This is a genomic window from Bacillus sp. X1(2014) (assembly GCF_007678255.1).
The window spans coordinates 448,017-466,311 of record NZ_VEED01000001.1; the positions used below are offsets into that span (position 1 = coordinate 448,017).

Genomic DNA, 18,295 nt, shown 5'->3' on the forward strand with positions numbered 1-18,295 from the left:
TATGGGCATACTTGTACATGAAAATTAAAGGCAGGTGCGTGTCCATGAAAACCAATGACTATGTAAAATACATGACTCAAACGATCGTAAAATATGCAGATCAACCAAAGGATGAAAGGAAACGTCTTCGTATCGAACGAAAAGAAACAAAAGCCTCTTTCTGGTATCGTTGGTTCGGTATTCTTCCATACATCCTCTATTTTGAAGTTAAAAAGAGACGAAAAATGTAACTTCTCAAAATTCCTTATTTTCCTAAAATAATTATACTTTTACTGTTGACAAATGACTTTATTACCGAACTTTGTTGTCTGTTAATATATTGTTACAATATAAAGTCGCTAATTGTGAACATTTTCTAAACATACTGTGTTAACATTGTTAACCTCATTCCCATGATTCAAGGGCTGTATTATAATGGAATAAATTATGGGGGTCCGAGGTGAACAATGATGGAACAAACATTAAAGATAACAAATGTTTTATCAGATCCAACACGGTACTATATTTATCAATACATTACCAAACGGCATCAAGAAGTAACCGTACAAGAAGTGGCAGAAAACTTTAATATTCATCCAAATGTTGCACGATTGCATTTATCAAAACTTGAAGATGTGAATATGTTAGTGTCTGAAACGAAGAAAACTGGTAAAGGCGGCAGACCGAGTAGACTGTATCGTCTATCAGATGATGTAATACAGCTGCATTTTCCATTTCGTGACTACATGCTCTTATCTAAAGTCGCAATCCAAACCATGATTTCTCTTGGAGAGGTTGGAAGAAAAGCACTTTTCCTTACTGGAAAACGTTTTGGTGCAGAGCTGATTGAACAAGAAAAGGCAAAAAGAGCGTTTGGAGAGGAATTAGAATTTGACCAAAAGCTAACAATATTAAAAAGTGCCGCAACTCTTGCAGGTTTTTATCCTGAATTTGAAGCAAATGGCGATAAAACAAAAATTTATTTCCAAATTTTCAATTGTCCATTTAAAGAAGTGGCAGAAGATCATTCGGAAACAGTTTGTAGTATGCACCATGAATTTTTGAAGGGGATGTTTGGAGCACTTTTTGAATCAGTTGAGTTAATTGAAAAAGATAATATTATTTCTGGATGTGAAACTTGTTCATATCAAGCGCTTGTAACAAACTAATTCGAAACCATTATTTACATTGTACCTCCTTTTACTTTATAATATTGTAATGATGGGATCGCAGGGTAAAAGGAGGGATACATATGGATCGCATGTTCAGAGTTTGTGGTTTCTGGACGGGCATTTTTACAGTAATGTTTTATCTAGGTGATCTGGATAAGACGGCAATGTTATTCTTAGCCCAAACAGGTTTTTTCGTTCTGCTTAGCTATCTAAAACTATCCGAGCGCATGTATTTGTGGGTATTCGGAGCATATTTAACAGTTTTCTTCGCAGGCTTCACTTATTGGACAACGTTCATGATGGTGCCTGGTGCAGGACACTAAGTAACAATTAGAAAAAAACGCCGGAAAACTCCGGCGTTTTTTCTTTATTCGATGAAAATATCACTCAATTTTAATTTAACCTCTTTTTGCTGGATAACCACATGAAAATAGGAACTCATCCCTGAGGGCATAATCAAACTGCGAATCGCTCTATTCCGTTTGCTTACCTCCGAAAAGGGATTGGGATCATAATGGTTAGCTAATTCTTTCAGAATGCCTGCTTGTAATAAAAACTCATCCTGCCTCAGCTTTGAAATAAATTCTAAGTTTTCCTTTTCACCCTTTTGAATAAGATAATCAAAATGGATATGTGTTGTGATATCCATTTCGCCAGGATTTTGCAAGATATCATCAATCATCTGATGCTGATAATAACCTCTCAAACTCCCCTTTACTCTTCTAGGGTCCATCCACTCTTCATTTGTATAACCATAATCAGCTGTTACTACAATCCCTTTTAACAATGTACGGGAGATTCCCTTTATCATCTCCACCATGGCTAACGGGACCTCCAACCGCTGCTTTTCCTTTAATTCAATCTGGCTTTCCTTTAAAAACATTTTGATATCTGCATTGGTTAAAGGAACCTTTTGCTCATACAGTTGATTGTTTCGAATGCCTATCATAACTTCATGAAGTTCCTCGTTTTCTTTTTCAATGACATGAACAGGTAATGCATCAAAGAGTTCGTTAGAAAAAATCATTCCTTCAAATGCGGTAACTTCGTTAATGTTCTCTACTTGGACAATGGGAAAATCGTCCATTAACAAATCTTGTTGCAGTTTGCGATGAAAAGGACTGCTTTCAACTATTATATAGGTTAATGGGGTTTGAATCGTTTCCTTCCATTCCTGTAAAAATGCTTTGGCAAAACGTCCATTTCCAGCACCTATTTCACAAAAAACGGGGTTAAGTTGTGCCCGATTACATATTTGAGAAAACCACTTTGCTATCATTCTTCCGTATATATCAGAAATATTACTTGTCGTTATGAAGTCTCCTTGCCGTCCAATTTTTTGTTTATCCCTCATATAATAGCCAAATTCAGGATGATACAATGCTGCACCAATATATTTTTCGTAGGTGATTAACTCATTGGGTGAATTTGAAAATAATGTATTAAAAAATGTGTTCATATATGCTCCTTTTCAAATAAACACTATTGACACAGTGAAAACTTTATAATATTGTTAGGATAGTAGCTTAAACTTTATCCCCTCCCATATTAGAATAGAATATCCCCCAGAAAAACCCTTCTCATTTCGGAGAAGGGTTTTTCTATATTGTCTCCCCTAATTGCTAAAATCCATTTAAAAACGGATTACTGTCCATTTCTGCACCAATGGTTGTCACAGGTCCATGACCAGATAATACATACGTTTCCTCAGGTAATACAAGCAGCTTATCGTGTATACTTTTTAATAACAGTGATGCGTTCCCTTCCCTCAGGTCTGTACGGCCAATGCTACCTTGAAAAAGGGCATCTCCAGAGATAACAAATCCTTGCTCCTCAAAATAACAAGAGATACTTCCTGGTGAATGACCAGGGGTATGAAAAATACTAAATTCAAAATCACCAATTTTCATAACGCCTTCATTTTTAATGATTTGATCAGCAGGATTGACTCTTAATGAATCTTGAATCATAAAGAATTGTGAACCATTTAGTGCGGGGTCACCAAGCCAGTTTTCTTCCTTTTTGTGAAGATAGACTGGAATTTTATAAAAGTCCCTTACTTCATCGACACCCCCGATATGATCAAAGTGTGCATGAGTAAGGATAATGGCAAGAGGTTTCAGTTTTCTATTATTCAACAACTGAATTAGCTTTTTCCCTTCACTGCCGGGATCAAAAATTAAACATGAACGGTCTGAATTTTCTACGATGTAACAGTTAGTTTGAAGTGCTCCCAATGGGATTTGCTGCCATTTCATATTTTTGTACCTCCAATTGAATTTGCGATATCATTATTTTACACTATGTATTAAGCAGAGAGAAAGAATACAAATTCACCCGAGTTCTTTTTTGCTCTCGACAAATGAAAGAAAAAAATATAAAATAAGAATCGAATGTAAATAATATAGGTACATAATTTTCTTAAATTTGTTTGATGTATGCCTGCTTATAATAATAAAAGGGGGGATTTCCATGGGTTTAGTAATTATTTTTGCTCTCGTAACCATACTTGCAGCTTTCGGTGGATTATCAGCACTAAAGAATAAAAATTTCTTAGCTGCATTTTGGGGTGTAGCTTCATTTGTGGTTTTTGGTTGGTTTACAGTTATGACCATCATCAATTCTGGATTTCCAACAGGAACTCACTAAGAGTTTTAAAAGACTGCCAACCGGCAGTCTTTTTATTTTGAATGGATTGGAGTGTCCAGCTACACCCATATATTAATCCTCATTTAAAAGGTTGGTTACCCTCTCTACTTTATACTCCATACTCCGCTGAACATCTCTCCTGTCATCAATACGAATCGTTGTAGCGACCCGCTGGATACCTTCAGAAAAGGGTACTTCGTGCATTTCTTGGATAACTTCAAATAAAACGGAAAGTTCACCTTCGATAATGGTATTCATGGGTGTTAATTGAAAACGTATTTTCCCTTCCTCTTGATTTTTTTTCAAAACCTTTTGAATACTTGCTACATATTTACTAACACTAGGAGTTTCTGTTCCAATTGGAATTACAGTTACATCTACTATAGCCATGACTGAATACCTTCCTCTTTAAGTTTTTGATTCAACGTGATTTTATCATAACTGAAGAATAAAATAAAAAAATGACACTGTCCATACTAGTGTCATTCCTTTATCAATTCATATAATTTCTTTCCATCAAGATCGATAATTTTTTCATATCGATTCCCATACAAGAGAGCCTCACCAGTTGGTGATAGTATCATTGGCTCGTTTTCTAAACCATCCATGATTAGGTTGCTGCGCCCATTCTTAAGATTATAAGTAAAAAGTTGGAAACCCTCTGAATAAGTATCCGATTCTCCACCTGATAGAGGCTTTAAGGTAGTAAATAGGCTTTTTTCTTCATTATAATCATAAAAAGGAACTAACCAATCAGAATACTTTGTTAACTGCGGCATGGAAAAAGTAAATAGTTTACGTAATTTGTTATCAAAAAATGAATAACTAGACATGGATTGTTTTTTTTCATTTATGGTGATTGTCATGAGTAAGTCAGGAAAGGCAGAAAAATTTATTACTGATGGAAACAAATTCTTCTCGATCCCAGTTTCTAAATTTCTACCAGTAAGTGGTGCTAATAAGGTTGGCTGATCTTCAATCCAATTAATCCAAGCTATCTGATTAACAGTTATCCACTTCATAAAAGGCTGAGGCACATTAAGTTCAGATGTGGTAGATTGTCCCAAGTCTAGTAAAAACACTTGAAAACTCCAATCCTCTGCAAATTTAGTTACTAAAATCTGAGATTCATTATATGGGTTCCATTCAAAGGCTAATTCATAGGATGGAAAATCCTTTTGAAGGAGTACGCTCCCATTCGTATCAATTATTGTAACCAATCCTTCAGATGGTGATTGCGAAGCATGGATAAGAATGCTTTTTTGGGAAGGACTAATTTGTACGTTGATGACGGGATATTCACTTTTATATATTAATTCACTTTTACCTGTAAAGAGATTGTAGCGGTATATACTTGAAGTTTGTTCTAGATTCGTAATATAGAGGACTTGTTTCTCAGAAAGCCAGCCGGCGAGTTTGGAAAATTCACCTTCTGGAATTGCAATCGGTAATTTCCACTTATCTCCAGAAGTTGTGGTAACTGGAGGTTTAGGCTTTTCATTTTTAACAGGCACTTTTTGTTTTACTTGCTCGTTTTGAGAGCATGCACCTAAGATGAGGATTAATATAAATAAATAGAGGACCAGAAACATGGGATTTAGGTTACTATTCCTTTTCACATTAATCAATATTTCCTCCTCTCTTATTCTCTCTCATAAATAAGTACGTTTTTTGAACTATAATATTTCAATATTATAGCAAATTTTGCGGAAAGTAATAAAGGAAAAACCGTATCAATGCGGATTTTCCTTTATTAGACTATTGATTCAATTTATTTTTGATAAGCCATGCAGCACCAAGTACACCTGCATCATTTCCAAGGGTAGCTAATGCGAGTTTTGTTGAGTCACGAACTGCTGAAAAAGCAAACTTCTCAAAATTACTTATTACTGGATTTAATAAAATATCGCCAGCTTTAGAAACACCGCCACCTAGAACAATTTTTTCCGGATTTAGTGTATTGGCAATACTAGCTAACGCAAAACCTAAGTGAAAGGATACCTCATTCAATACGGTCTGAGCCAAGCGATCATTGTTGCGCGCTGCATCAAAGACATCTTTAGCTGTAATCGTGTTATTCTCAACCATTTTTGAAGTTAATTCACTTTGTATCCCCTTAGCAAGTTCCGTTCGGGCTAGGCGTACAATTCCTGTTGCAGAAGCCACTGTTTCAAGACACCCCGTTTTCCCACAGTTACATTGTGCTCCATCAAACGGAATAGCAGTAATATGACCGATTTCACCAGCTGCACCATTAATACCTTGAACAACTTTTCCACCAGCAATAACACCTCCGCCGACACCTGTTCCAAGGGTAACACAAACAAGATCCTTCGCTCCATTGCCTGCACCCATCCACATTTCACCCAACGCTGCACAATTCGCGTCATTTTCAATCGCAGCTGGGAGCGATGTTGCAGTCTCAAGACTATTCTTTAGAGGATAATTATTAGGCCAGCCTAAATTTACAACATTTAAAAGTATTCCCTCTTCATAGTTAACCGGACCGGGTGCCCCCATACCAATTCCTAGTAAATGATCTTTTGTTTGACCATGTTCCTTTAGTTTTTCATCAATTGCAATTGAGATATTAGTGGTTATGTTTTTTCCTTCATCCGTATTATCCGTTGGTATTTCCCACTTATGAACGATCTCGCCATCCATTGTTATAAAAGCTAATTTAGTCGTTGTACCACCAAGATCAACACCAACAATCCATTGTTTCGACAATAAAATCACCTATCTTATTTTTGACTTTTTTCTTTTTGAAATTGAATTTCATGCCTCAAAATTAATAAAGCTGTTTGAAATTCTCTTGGTTCTATTAGTTGTGACTGATACAATTCCTTTAATTCCATTTCCATCAATTCAAGGTCGGCTACTCTATCGCCAATATAAATTAATGTTCCAAATCTCTTTAAAAATTGTTGAATATCATAAATTGTTTTCATACTATATCTCCTAATTATTTAATGGAGAAAAAAATATTATCCAAGAAAAAGTATAACCCAACCAGTCATCTATCCTCAAGAAAATATAATCTTAGTTTTAGAGAAACTTCACTCCTGCGGTCCATTATTAGAAGATTGGAGTTGGCGATTAATCTCTTGTAGTAAATCAGCATAATTCTGTTGATTCGGATTAAGCTTCATAGCCTGTTGTACATTTTCTTTAGCTTCTTCCAATTCTTTTTGTTCGAGGTTAATAAGTGCTAAATTAAAGAACGCCTCATCAAAACTTGGGTCAAGTTTTATTGCCTTTTCTAGATGTGTCTTGGCTTCAGAGAGCATATCCTTCTTAATTTCTACAAAGGATAAGAGAAAATAAGTTTTCTCCGATACATTCACAGCATTTTTTTCAGATTCCTTTAATACCTTATATGCCTTATCATAATTGTTTTGTTTTATATATTCCTGGGCCATTAACAAACTGGAGTTTTCATCATGAGATTTTCCAGACGCACTGTAACCGTATGTTAAAGAACCCCACAACAGTGCGGCGGACGCCATTAAAAATAAAAATTGCAGCAGTAATTTTTTCTTTTTCGGCAAGTGGACAACACCCGCGGCGAGGAATCCCCCAACCAATCCGCCTAGATGTCCAGCATTATCTATTCCGGATGCAGAGAACCCAATCATCAAATTTATTCCGAGCACAACAAGTAAATTTACTCCCATTGTTCGGAAAAATAATCTCGGGTAAATAACTCCAAAATAAAGTAACGCACCAAAACAGCCAAAAATTGCCCCACTGGCCCCCGCTGATAAGTTCGTACTAAAGATGAAACTGGCAATAAAGCCTGTAACTCCGGCAAATAAGTAAATCACTAAAAACCGAAGGCTGCCAAAAATTCTTTCTACTTCTATACCAAGAAAGTATAATGCTAATGTATTCATGGCTAGATGGACAAAACCAATATGAAGAAAAACCGGTGTTATAAATCTCCACCATTCCCCATCAATAATCAATTGATTGACTTTTGCTCCATATTTTATCAAAGTGGAAGTATTGGTGCTCCCACCATGAACTTGAAGCCAGAAAAAAACAGCAAGCTGTATCGCAATGAATACATAAGTAAAGAATGGTTTACCACTTAATAGAATTTCTCTTTCCGTCTTTACTTTTTTTATCGCATAATCCAATGAGGCTTTCTTCATTAACTCAACATCTTCTTCTGAATAGTCTTCTTTTATAGAAAAAGAAAAATCATGCGAAAGCCTCTCTGATAAACGTCTGAACCCTTCCTCGTATTGCCCCTGTGCAATTAGAATTGAAGTAACCATGGTCTTATTTCCATCCGAATGGACAAAAGGCTTCGTAAGACGAAATTCGTATTCATCAACAGGCGGAAATTCACTGACGTAGATGTTAACAACATTCAACTCATGACGGCCAATTTGTTTTCGGACTCTTTCCCCATTGGCAGCAGTAAACTCAATATCCCGCTGCATGGCATTACTCCAATCCAAATTATGATGCAGTATACGAATGATCGGTGCTTTTTTATTTTCAAGCTTTTCGAGCCATAATTCTTTTTGATTTTCAAATAATTGAATAATACGATAACCATGACTAGATATCAATAAATTGGCCAACTTCCAAAAGATGAATCCTTCTCTATTACTCATTTCCCCCCAACTTCCTATGTAAGAATAAGCTTCAGGTAAACCTGCTTTCATTTTATTCGCCTTTCCCGCTTCTCTTTCATTATAAACGAAATCTCTCGTTACAATAATTAAACAAGTTGATTATTTTTGCTGCCACCTCTCAAAATTAAAACAAAAAAACCATCTGTGGTTTTCACCATTCAGATGGTCTTCCAAACATCGATTGCATCATTTTTTGCTTTACTCCTGGAAAACTCATAACTGAGCCTACTGCAATTCTGCGCATCCAACTAGACCCGAGCAGGACATTAATAAGTCGGAATTTGTACTTATAAACCAAATACCCTATAGAACCAATCATTAATATGGATGTTAATATGCGAGACATCATCATCCCTCCTGTATCTATTTTGTGATGATAACGATTAAATTATCCAATAAAAATGATTGAATTCTGATTAATAATTTTTAAAAACAGGCTCCATTGTTTTCTTTAATACATTCACTGAATTCTCGAATTTTGCTTGCTCTTCTTGATTTAAATTCAGTTCAACTACTTGTCTAACTCCCTCACGATTAACTACAGCCGGAACGCCAATATAAATATCATTTTGTCCGTATTCTCCATCTAGATAAGTGGAGACAGTGAGGACTGAATTTTCATCACGGAGAATCGCTTTGGTCAATCTGACCAGGCCCATAGCAATTCCATAATAGGTTGCACCTTTTCGTTCAATGATTTGGTAAGCAGCATCCCGAACATTTAGAAAGATTTGATCAAGGTCCTTTTGTTTAAAACCTGTTTTGTTTTTTGACCAATCACTGATGGAAGTTCCAGCAATATCTGCATTGCTCCACACAGGCAATTCTGTATCTCCATGTTCTCCAATTATATAGGCATGCACGTTGCGGGTGTCCACATCAAAATAATCACCCAATAAAAACCGAAATCGTGCTGTATCTAAAATCGTCCCTGAACCAATTACCCGTTCTTTTGGTAAACCTGAGAATTTCCAAACCGCATATGTTAAAATATCCACTGGATTTGTGGCCACAAGGAAAATACCGTCGAAACCACTTGCCATAATTTCGTCCACGATTCCTTTAAAAATTCTTGTATTCTTTTCTACCAAGTCTAGCCTTGTCTCCCCTGGCTTTTGGTTTGCACCTGCTGTGATCACGACAAGGTCAGCCTGCCCGCAATCCTGATAACTCCCAAACCATATTTTTGTTCGCGATGGAGAGAATGGTAATCCATGATTTAAATCCATTGCGTCTCCTTCTGCCTTTTCCTTATTTAAATCAATTAAAACTAGTTCTTCGGTGATCCCCTGATTTAAAAGTGCAAAAGCATAGCTTGATCCAACAAATCCAGTTCCTATAAGGGCAACTCTATTTACGCGGCGATTTACCATGACCATTCCTCCATGTAAAAGTATGATAATAATAGTATTAAAAGTTCATTTTGATAGGCTGAGTTATTTATTTAAATACGTGATGACGATTGCAAGCAGCGCAGCAATAAAGCCAGAAATAAAATTCACCATATCATTATCTACATAGACCATCCCTTTTATTTTAGTGGTCGGTAACGTACAATGACTCTTCTTCTCAGTTTCAATACCACATTGTCCACATACATATACCTGCTGATAAAAGGCACCAATCAACGTATCAATAACATTCCCGAGATAACCAAATAAAAAGACCAGACAAGTTAAAAATAGACCTAAATCAAAAAGCCAAAATCCAATAATCGAAATGAGTAAAGAGCCTGCAAGTGAAGCCGCACTTCCTAAAAAACTAATCGCTCCAGATGTCCCCTTTTCGACTCGCTTAAAGGTACGTATGTATAAGGGGGCCTGTTTACTTAAACTGCCAATTTCCGAAGCCCATGTATCAGAATTTGCACTTGCGAGACAGACTAAAAAACCAATTAACCAAATCGTATCATGATTAAAATAATAAATGATACTGAAAAGCCCCGCAGCACCTCCATTCGCAGCAACTTGACGCCAGTCTCTTGTACCGCCTTTTGCCAACTTTTCTTCTATTATGTACTTTGAACTACTCTTATATTTTGACCAAAAAGTTGATGAGGCAAAAAAAGCACCAAGCAGGTAAAGACCATTTATACCGAATCCTAAATAAACGGCTAGTCCAACAATACTTGCTGCCAAGGCACCCGATCGGGTCAAGGATTTAGAGTGATAACCTGAAGCAGCTCCTAACAGGATAAAAATGAAGATAATAATGGCTTCAATCATCTTATTTTGATAACCTCATCGTTTGTAATAATTTTCGAAACAGGAATATCATGGTCCTCCACATGAAACTGTGGGACCAGCTGTTCAGCAAAGGCAAGTGAAAGGGTTTTACCACTATAATTTTGTAAATATCGATCATAAAAACCCCCTCCAAAACCCAAACGGTAGCCTTCACGGGTATAGGCCAAACCTGGAACAATGATTAAGTCAATGCTATCAGCGCTCATTTGATTAGTTAATGCCTCAATTGGCTCTAATAGACCATAATATACTGTTTCGAGTTGTGAAAAATCAGTGATTCTTCTAAAAGTCATTTTCTTTTCCTTGGGGTCACATTTTGGAACAACCACTTGTTTCCCTAATTCCCATGCTCTCTCAATAATTTGATATGTATCAACTTCTGGCTTTTTCGATATCGTTACTCCAATCACTTGTGCTTGCTTCCAATCTGAATCCTCATAAAGTCTGCACGCAATTTTATTTGAATGATCTTCATATATAGGTTTTGTAAGACTGGAAAGTTGCTCTTTCATATCTTTACGAATAGACACTTTATTATTCATCACAGATAACCTCACATTATATTTTTGGACAACAAAAAAAGCAGCAGGAAGCCCTACTGCTTATTTTGTTTCACGATGTGCTGTTGTACGTTTTTCTCTTGGGCAATATTTCTTAAGCTCAAGACGATCTGGATTATTACGTTTATTTTTTGTTGAAATATAGTTACGATCTCCACATTCAGTGCAAGCTAATGTAATATTCACGCGCATGTTTATTTCCCTCCAAACAATTAAGCATTTCATTCATACGACTTATCCATAATATCATTTTTTAAAAGGAAATGCTAGTATGTTTTTTTTAGATAATTATTGGATTGATTTTGTTTATTTTAGCTCTGTTAAACGTGCCCTGTTGATTTCCGCTCCAGGCACTTCGCTTTCCGCGGGTGGCCCGGGGAGCCTCCTCGTCGCTGCGCTCCTGCGGGGTCTCCCCTGCCCCGTTCTCCCGCAGGAGTCTTCGTGCCTTCCACTCCAATCAAAATGGTGCCCAAAAAATACAATAAGCTTTAACATAGGCTTATTTTAAAAGGGCTTGCTCCATTGAGAGTAATTCGTTTTTATTGGAACCTGATATCGTCCACGTGTTCATTTTTCCAATCTCATGCGGACCTAACGACATTTTTATTGAAAAAATACTAGAAGCAGGCGTTTTAGCCATTGGCAGGTAATTTAGGCTCCCTATTTGAAGAGAACTCCATATTTGATCAGTAAAAACCTTCCATTGCGGCATGGCCGTGTATTCCTTCATTCCAACTCCATTATGTTCTCCATTAACCAAGTAAATATTATTATTTGCATGATGAAAGATTCTTTTATCTGTCGGTGATACAAAGACAAGATTATCTTGAATAACCATTGGATAGTAATGCATGGCCAAAACTTTAATTTCTTTCGTTTCCTTGCTGTGATTACTAATATAGACACTTGAATATTGTATTTTGGAGTGGGGTTGCTCCTGTTTCACTTTGATAACAATTCCTTCATTATGTAAGACCTTTTCCTTACAATCTTGGAGCCAAAAGTATTTTCCGTTAACCCATAAACCGGGAATAAACTGAAGTGTTTCCTGTGGAAGTTGGGGACTAGGTTTCATTTGTTGTAGCTGCTCAATTATATTCATCGAATTACACCTTTTTATTCATTATTTAGTGTTTCATTTGTTTTATTAGAAGATACACATTTGTTTAATTGATACATACTACTATGATCCAGCCATTTTGGCAGATGCTCTTCATATTGCTTCAGTTGAATTAGATCATAATTGATGTCAGTTCGATTTGGTATTTCCATCATTGGAGTGTAAATGATATTGGAGCGAAACAGTGGAAAAAATTCCTTATCCGAAATATTAATCCCTAATTCAGCTGCGTAGTTACGATTTGCGACTAACCCTTTAATGAACCAATGTCCATTTTGATACGGAACCTTGATTTCAAAAAAATGGTGAGCGTTTTTACCGGTAAAATCCAAATCTGTAACATCATAAATTCGGACAACTGTTGTCAGACGATCAAAACTTAGATGAAAATAGCGATCCATAATTGTTTGGGGTATGTTAGAAACTTCCCAGAAGAGAAGCATTTTACGGGGAGTAACTAGTTTAGCGACCATTTCCCCCTTAAGAGGAAAAAAGTCTGTAGATGGATGGTTTGTTATATTTCTGCCATCTCCTTTTAACTTAGTAGTTTCATCAACCATTTTGTCCTCCATTTCTGCAACTGAATAATATATGCACGAATTCTCTAATTATTCTTAATAGATGATAATTTAATCGTACCACCAGTTGCGACCGCGCACAATAAACGCAAATTGTCGTTTCTTGGAAGACTTTGGGATTCGTAATTTCCCATAAAGAAAAAAAAGATAAGGCAGAAAACTCCTTATCTTTTACAACGCTATGATTCATTAGGCATTTAAATTTACTCGGTTTCCTGTTACTAGGTAAATGACATGTTCGGCAATATTCGTTGAATGGTCTGCTATTCTCTCGATATATCTGCAAACAAATGCCAATTGAATAATTTGGTTGGTTGCATGTGGATTTTGTGGAATATGACTCAACAATTCTTGTATTAAACTTCCAAACATTTTATCCACTTCATCATCTTTTTCTGCACATTTTTTTGCAACCGTAATATCCTCTGAATAATAGGCCTGTATGGAATCCGAAACCATCTCCAAGGCCATTTCCATCATTTTTGGGATATCAATTATTTCTTTAAAATGCTTTTCATTTCCGATATGCAAGGCTGATTTAGCAATATTTACTGCAATATCCGCAAATCGCTCAACCTCAGATGAAACTTTTAAAGCTACATTTATTTTCCGAAGATCAGTCGCTACAGGTGATTGTCTTGCAATTAATAATAATGCCTTATCATTAATTTCATACTCTAACTCATCGATTTCATTATCACTATCGATGACCTGCTTGGCCTTTTCCATATCCTGATTAATAAGGGCAATCATCGCTTCTTTGATTGCATGCTCCGATTTCTCAGCCATTGTTAGAAGCAAATCTTTTAACTCTTTTAAATTATTATCAAAAATTGTCCTTGTACTCATAGTAGACACCTCATCATCCGAATCTTCCTGTAATGTATCCTTCAGTCCGTTCGTCTCTTGGATTTGAAAAAATTGTCGATGTTGAATCTAGTTCGATCAATTCACCCATTAAAAAGAATGCAGTCTTATCAGAAACCCTTGATGCCTGCTGCATGTTGTGGGTTACAATAACAATCGTATATTTTTCTTTTAATTCTAAAATCATCTCTTCAATCTTTAGCGTAGAAATTGGGTCTAGTGCAGAAGTTGGTTCATCCATTAATAACACTTCTGGTTTGGTTGCCAGTGCTCTTGCAATACATAACCTTTGCTGTTGTCCCCCTGATAGTCCTAAGGCAGGTGCGTGTAAACGGTCCTTGACTTCCTCCCATAGCGCCACATCCATTAGTGATTTAATGACAATTTCATCAAGATGCTTCTTTTTTGTGATCCCATGGACTCTTGGTCCATAGGCAACATTATCAAAAATAGATTGTGGAAAAGGATTTCCCTTCTGGAAAACCATGCCAACATGTTTACGTAGATCAACGAGATCCACTTTCTTGTCTAATATATTTTGGTCATTAATATTAATTTCGCCCGTCATTTTTACATTTGGGACCATATTAATCATTAAGTTTAGGGTTTTAATAAATGTAGATTTACCACATCCGGAAGGGCCGATGATAGCGGTAACCTCTTTTTTGTTTATCGGAAAATTGATGTTTTTTAATGCATGATGCTCACCATACCATAAATTCAGATCTTTTATATCAAAAACCTGTCTGGTTAATGTTGAATTTGCCACAATTTTTCCCCCTTATCCAAACCTTCCAGAGATATATTCCTCGGTCTTCTTAACAGATGGATTGGTAAAAATCTTTTCAGTATTATCATATTCAATGATATCACCGCTCAAAAAGAAAGCTGTTTTATCAGAAATACGAGATGCCTGTTGCATATTATGGGTAACGATGATTATTGAATATTCCTTTTTTAAATCAACGATTAAATCCTCCACTTTTGCATTGGATATTGGATCTAGCGCCGATGATGGCTCATCAAGAAGCATGACCGTAGGTTTCATAGCAATCGTCCTAGCAATGCAAAGTCGCTGCTGCTGCCCGCCTGAAAGAGATAGTGCAGATTTATGAAGCCTGTCCTTTACCTCTTCCCATAATGCAGCTTTTTTCAAACTCTCTTCCACAATTTCATCCAACTTGTTTTTCTTCTTGATTCCTGCAAACTTAAGGGCATGCGTAATATTTTCATAAATAGATTTTGGAAAAGGGTTGGGTTTTTGAAAAACCATCCCAATTTCCTTACGGAGAGCAACAACATCTATTTGCTCCGACAAGATATTAAGATCTTCATAAATGATTTCTCCCTCTGCCCTTGCACCTGGAATGAGATCATTCATTCGATTGATACTTCTTAAAAAAGTCGACTTACCACAACCTGATGGACCGATTAGGGCAGTAACAGAATTTTTTTCTATATCCATTGAAATTCCATTTACTGCACGTTTTTCTCCATAGAATATTTCTAAATTATTTACCTTTAACACAAGATCATTTTGTAATTGGCTGTTTGATCGAACAGCTTGGTTTACCATTTCCTTTTCCTCAAAAGCTGTAACCATCCTATCTCCCCTCCTTTTATTTAGATGCAGTAACTTTCTTATGAATCATACTTCCAATCCATCTTGCAAGTAAGTTAAATACTAATACCGATAGTACCAAAACAGCAGCCGACCCATTGGAAACTTCTTCAACATCAGGTATTAACCCTTGTGTGTTTACGGACCAAATGTGAACAGCAAGCGTTTCTGCCGGACGAAAGATATTTAATGGTGATTGAGGGGAAAATGGATTCCAGTTTGCGTAATCAAGTCTTGGTGTTGAAAGACCTGCAGTAAATAATAGCGCAGCTGCTTCCCCAAATACACGCCCTGCAGCAAGAATCGCTCCCGTTAAAATTGATGGAAAAGCACTAGGTAATAAAACAGTTTTTATCGTATGCCACTTGGTAATCCCTAACGCAAGACTTGCCTCTTTCAAATCTCTTGGGACTGCACGAATAGCATCCTCACTGACACGAACAATTACCGGCAAGTTGAAAACAGTTAATGCTAAGGCCCCTCCTAAAATGGTATAGCCCCAGCCTGTTAAATTAACGAACATTAATAAACCAAACATCCCAATAACAATAGATGGCAGCGAAGCTAAAACTTCTATACAAGAACGGATTATGTCTGTAATTTTTCCTGGCTTAGCATATTCCGCCATATAGATCCCTCCGCCTATACCTAACGGAAGGGCGATTAACATAGTAATAAATAATATATAGAACGAATTGAATAATTGGTCGCGAATGCCCCCACCGGCACGTACATTACTTGATGGAGTGGTTAAAAATTCAAGAGAAATATGTTTAAGTCCATTAACCAAAATATAATAAAATAAACCAACTAAAATAGAAATGATTATGATTGCAATGGTAATAAATACGCCTGTAGCAATTCGATCTGCAGTCTTACTGTTCATTACATTTTCCTCCTTGAAGATAGGTAGCGAATGAGGAGAATAAACGCAAACGACATGATTAATAAAATTAAGCCCATTGACCAAAGCGTATTATTTTCTACGCTACCATAGGTTGTATGGCCCATGTTTAGAGTAATAATGGTTGTTAAGGTTGCTGACGCATCTAGTAAGCTTGTTGGTAAGTCCCTTACGTTACCAATGACCATTTGAACTGCAAGGGCCTCTCCAAATGCTCTTGCCATACCTAGAACGATAGCAGTTAAGAGCGTAGGCAATGCAGCAGGAATTAATACTTTTCGTATCGTTTGCCAGCGAGTGGCGCCCAGAGCATACGAACCTTCTCGAAGATTTTTAGGCAATGAACTCATCGCATCCGTAGCAATTGTTGTTACTGTCGGCAATATCATGATTGATAAAACGATCGTACCTGATAGCAAGCTAAAACCCAGTCCGCCCACATGCTCCCGAATAAAGGGGACTAATACTGTAAGCCCGATGAAACCATAAACAACCGATGGAATTCCAACCAAAAGCTCTATGACAGGCTGTAAAATTTTTCTCCCCCATGAGGGTGCAATTTCCGTCATAAAAATCGCTCCGCCAATACCTAATGGTGCTGCAACTATGGCTGATAGAAAGGTTACCGCAAAGGATCCAAAAATAAACGGTAACGCCCCATATTCAGGTTTTGCTTGATTTGTAGGATTCCAGTGCGTACTGGTTATGAACTCAATAAGACTTACACCATTTTTTATAAAGGATTGTAACCCTTTTGACCCCAAGAAAATGGTGATTGAGATGGTTGCTGATATCATTATGACAGCACATAAGATAACGAGAATTTTCCCGCGTATTTCCCCATCCAGCCAATTTTTCTTAGACTTTAACAATCTATCTTTTGCAGGTTCTAATTTTTCCATAATGCACCAAACACCCCTAAAATACGTCATAATAGGGTAAATGCCTACTAACATTTACCCTTTTATATTCAACCTGTTGTTATAGGTCTTTTTGATTCCCTTCAGCATCGCGTTCTACTTTCATTTTTGTGACAGGAAGATATCCTTGTTCTTTTAACAAAGTGTTTTGGATATCATCAGACATTAAATAGTCAAGGAACGCTTTAGCAAGGTCAGTTGCCTCACCCTTTGTATATGAGTGTTGGTAAGCCCAAACTGGGAATTTACCAGATTGTACATTTTCTTCAGTTGGTTCTACTCCATCAATAGCAAGTGGAGTGACAGATTCATCAGTAAAGTATGAGAATGCAAGGTAACCAACAGCACCTTCAGTTTCGTTAATAATCTTTTTAACTGTGTTTGATGAGTCTTCCGTAATACCTTCAGCAGGTGTTGCGCCATCAAGTGCGAATTTATTGAATACTGCACGAGTTCCTGAAGAGTCAGGACGGTTTACTAGAACGATCTTTTGATCAGCACCGCCAAGTTCTTTCCAGTTAGTAATTTTTCCAGTGAAAACTTTAATTAAATCTGCTTTTTTGATATCTTTAATACCAACTTTAGGGTTAACAGCTGCAGTCATACCTACAACAGCTACTTTATGGTCAACAAGCTGATCCGCTGGGATACCTTCTTTTTCTTCAGCGAAGACGTCGGAGTTACCAATCTGTACTGATCCTTCAGCAACTTGCGATAAGCCTGTACCAGATCCACCCGCATTTACCTGAACATCGACATTCGGATTTTCAGCCATAAACTCTTCAGCAGCAGCTGCAACTAATGGCTGCATCGCAGAGGAACCTGAAACAGTTAACGAGCCAGAAAGTTCAGCGGTTTTGTTATCTTTATTTGAAGATCCTTCATTTTTATCAGTAGAAGCTCCTCCACCACATGCAGCAACAAATACCATTAACGCTGCTAGAGTAAGTGCTAGACTAAGTTTCTTATAACTTTTCATTGGTTTAATTCCCCCTGTGAATTTAGGTTTGTTTTTTATTTGCTCCGCCTT

Annotated in this window: 25 protein-coding genes; 4 read left to right on the plus strand and 21 right to left on the minus strand. The window is 36.8% G+C overall.

Translation table 11 applies throughout. The features are described from left to right. The first annotated feature begins 44 nt into the window (after positions 1 to 44). The 3 genes from FS608_RS02385 to FS608_RS02395 all read left to right on the plus strand — a co-directional run bounded on the left by FS608_RS02385 (position 45) and on the right by FS608_RS02395 (position 1,474). Positions 45 to 230: a YqzE family protein gene (locus FS608_RS02385; RefSeq protein ID WP_144547670.1), complete on the plus strand. Its 186-nt coding sequence runs from the start codon at positions 45 to 47 to the stop codon at positions 228 to 230. 219 nt (positions 231 to 449) lie between these two features. Next, a complete protein-coding gene (locus tag FS608_RS02390) occupies positions 450 to 1,148 on the plus strand; it encodes a helix-turn-helix transcriptional regulator (protein WP_144547671.1) in 699 nt (232 codons plus the stop codon). An 83-nt stretch (positions 1,149 to 1,231) separates the two neighbouring features. Next, a complete protein-coding gene (locus FS608_RS02395) occupies positions 1,232 to 1,474 on the plus strand; it encodes a DUF2626 domain-containing protein (protein WP_144547672.1) in 243 nt (80 codons plus the stop codon). Positions 1,475 to 1,518: 44 nt separating this feature from the next. Here the strand turns inward: FS608_RS02395 and FS608_RS02400 are convergent, their stop codons facing one another. Then, the gene (locus FS608_RS02400) at positions 1,519 to 2,610 is read right to left on the minus strand and encodes a class I SAM-dependent methyltransferase (RefSeq protein ID WP_144547673.1); all 1,092 of its coding nucleotides are present in this window, start codon (positions 2,608 to 2,610) and stop codon (positions 1,519 to 1,521) included. Between the two features lie 163 nt (positions 2,611 to 2,773). Beyond that, entirely contained in the window at positions 2,774 to 3,409 is a 636-nt protein-coding gene (locus FS608_RS02405; RefSeq protein ID WP_144547674.1) for an MBL fold metallo-hydrolase, read from the minus strand. Positions 3,410 to 3,623: 214 nt separating this feature from the next. Here FS608_RS02405 and FS608_RS02410 point away from each other — a divergent pair, with 214 nt between their 5' ends. After that, positions 3,624 to 3,800 carry a DUF2759 domain-containing protein gene (locus FS608_RS02410; protein WP_144547675.1) on the plus strand — a complete coding sequence of 59 codons (177 nt, stop codon included), beginning with the start codon at positions 3,624 to 3,626 and terminating at the stop codon, positions 3,798 to 3,800. 72 nt (positions 3,801 to 3,872) lie between these two features. On the opposite strand, the gene FS608_RS02415 is transcribed toward FS608_RS02410, so the two are convergent. The 19 genes from FS608_RS02415 to FS608_RS02500 all read right to left on the minus strand — a co-directional run bounded on the left by FS608_RS02415 (position 3,873) and on the right by FS608_RS02500 (position 18,244). Next, on the minus strand, positions 3,873 to 4,190 hold the full coding sequence (locus FS608_RS02415) for an MTH1187 family thiamine-binding protein (protein WP_144547676.1): 318 nt from the start codon (positions 4,188 to 4,190) through the stop codon (positions 3,873 to 3,875). A 92-nt stretch (positions 4,191 to 4,282) separates the two neighbouring features. Beyond that, positions 4,283 to 5,419 (minus strand): YqgU-like beta propeller domain-containing protein, encoded by a 1,137-nt coding sequence (locus FS608_RS02420; RefSeq protein ID WP_395947422.1) that lies wholly within the window; start codon positions 5,417 to 5,419, stop codon positions 4,283 to 4,285. A 139-nt stretch (positions 5,420 to 5,558) separates the two neighbouring features. After that, on the minus strand, positions 5,559 to 6,530 hold the full coding sequence (locus FS608_RS02425; protein ID WP_144547678.1) for an ROK family glucokinase: 972 nt from the start codon (positions 6,528 to 6,530) through the stop codon (positions 5,559 to 5,561). 14 nt (positions 6,531 to 6,544) lie between these two features. After that, positions 6,545 to 6,751 (minus strand): YqgQ family protein, encoded by a 207-nt coding sequence (locus FS608_RS02430; protein ID WP_144547679.1) that lies wholly within the window; start codon positions 6,749 to 6,751, stop codon positions 6,545 to 6,547. A gap of 108 nt (positions 6,752 to 6,859) precedes the next feature. Continuing rightward, entirely contained in the window at positions 6,860 to 8,428 is a 1,569-nt protein-coding gene (locus tag FS608_RS02435) for a rhomboid family protein (RefSeq protein WP_144547680.1), read from the minus strand. Between the two features lie 172 nt (positions 8,429 to 8,600). Further along, entirely contained in the window at positions 8,601 to 8,795 is a 195-nt protein-coding gene (locus tag FS608_RS02440) for a hypothetical protein (RefSeq protein ID WP_144547681.1), read from the minus strand. Between the two features lie 70 nt (positions 8,796 to 8,865). After that, positions 8,866 to 9,822, minus strand: a complete 957-nt coding sequence (locus tag FS608_RS02445; RefSeq protein ID WP_144547682.1) for an L-lactate dehydrogenase — start codon at positions 9,820 to 9,822, stop codon at positions 8,866 to 8,868. 63 nt (positions 9,823 to 9,885) lie between these two features. Continuing rightward, positions 9,886 to 10,674 (minus strand): DUF92 domain-containing protein, encoded by a 789-nt coding sequence (locus FS608_RS02450; protein WP_144547683.1) that lies wholly within the window; start codon positions 10,672 to 10,674, stop codon positions 9,886 to 9,888. Then, the gene (locus tag FS608_RS02455; RefSeq protein WP_144547684.1) at positions 10,671 to 11,237 is read right to left on the minus strand and encodes a 5-formyltetrahydrofolate cyclo-ligase; all 567 of its coding nucleotides are present in this window, start codon (positions 11,235 to 11,237) and stop codon (positions 10,671 to 10,673) included. Before FS608_RS02455 ends, FS608_RS02450 begins: the two co-directional genes overlap by 4 nt. A 60-nt stretch (positions 11,238 to 11,297) precedes the next feature. Next, positions 11,298 to 11,447, minus strand: a complete 150-nt coding sequence (gene rpmG, locus FS608_RS02460; RefSeq protein ID WP_015594975.1) for a 50S ribosomal protein L33 — start codon at positions 11,445 to 11,447, stop codon at positions 11,298 to 11,300. 128 nt (positions 11,448 to 11,575) lie between these two features. Continuing rightward, positions 11,576 to 11,716, minus strand: coding sequence for a hypothetical protein (locus FS608_RS30045; RefSeq protein ID WP_186328574.1), 141 nt, complete (start codon positions 11,714 to 11,716; stop codon positions 11,576 to 11,578). Between the two features lie 38 nt (positions 11,717 to 11,754). Next, on the minus strand, positions 11,755 to 12,357 hold the full coding sequence (locus FS608_RS02465) for a hypothetical protein (RefSeq protein WP_144547685.1): 603 nt from the start codon (positions 12,355 to 12,357) through the stop codon (positions 11,755 to 11,757). A gap of 14 nt (positions 12,358 to 12,371) precedes the next feature. Beyond that, on the minus strand, positions 12,372 to 12,935 hold the full coding sequence (locus tag FS608_RS02470) for a DUF4912 domain-containing protein (RefSeq protein WP_186328575.1): 564 nt from the start codon (positions 12,933 to 12,935) through the stop codon (positions 12,372 to 12,374). Positions 12,936 to 13,142: 207 nt separating this feature from the next. Next, positions 13,143 to 13,802, minus strand: coding sequence for a phosphate signaling complex protein PhoU (gene phoU / locus FS608_RS02475; RefSeq protein ID WP_144547687.1), 660 nt, complete (start codon positions 13,800 to 13,802; stop codon positions 13,143 to 13,145). Positions 13,803 to 13,815: 13 nt separating this feature from the next. Beyond that, positions 13,816 to 14,589 (minus strand): phosphate ABC transporter ATP-binding protein PstB, encoded by a 774-nt coding sequence (gene pstB, locus FS608_RS02480; protein WP_260871560.1) that lies wholly within the window; start codon positions 14,587 to 14,589, stop codon positions 13,816 to 13,818. Positions 14,590 to 14,601: 12 nt separating this feature from the next. Beyond that, positions 14,602 to 15,396: a phosphate ABC transporter ATP-binding protein PstB gene (pstB, locus tag FS608_RS02485; RefSeq protein WP_144547966.1), complete on the minus strand. Its 795-nt coding sequence runs from the start codon at positions 15,394 to 15,396 to the stop codon at positions 14,602 to 14,604. Positions 15,397 to 15,439: 43 nt separating this feature from the next. Then, positions 15,440 to 16,327: a phosphate ABC transporter permease PstA gene (pstA, locus tag FS608_RS02490; RefSeq protein ID WP_144547689.1), complete on the minus strand. Its 888-nt coding sequence runs from the start codon at positions 16,325 to 16,327 to the stop codon at positions 15,440 to 15,442. Further along, a complete protein-coding gene (gene pstC / locus FS608_RS02495; RefSeq protein WP_144547690.1) occupies positions 16,327 to 17,247 on the minus strand; it encodes a phosphate ABC transporter permease subunit PstC in 921 nt (306 codons plus the stop codon). The genes pstA and pstC overlap by 1 nt, the downstream gene beginning before the upstream one ends. A gap of 79 nt (positions 17,248 to 17,326) precedes the next feature. Continuing rightward, positions 17,327 to 18,244, minus strand: coding sequence for a phosphate ABC transporter substrate-binding protein (locus FS608_RS02500; protein ID WP_144547691.1), 918 nt, complete (start codon positions 18,242 to 18,244; stop codon positions 17,327 to 17,329). Positions 18,245 to 18,295: the final 51 nt, after the last annotated feature.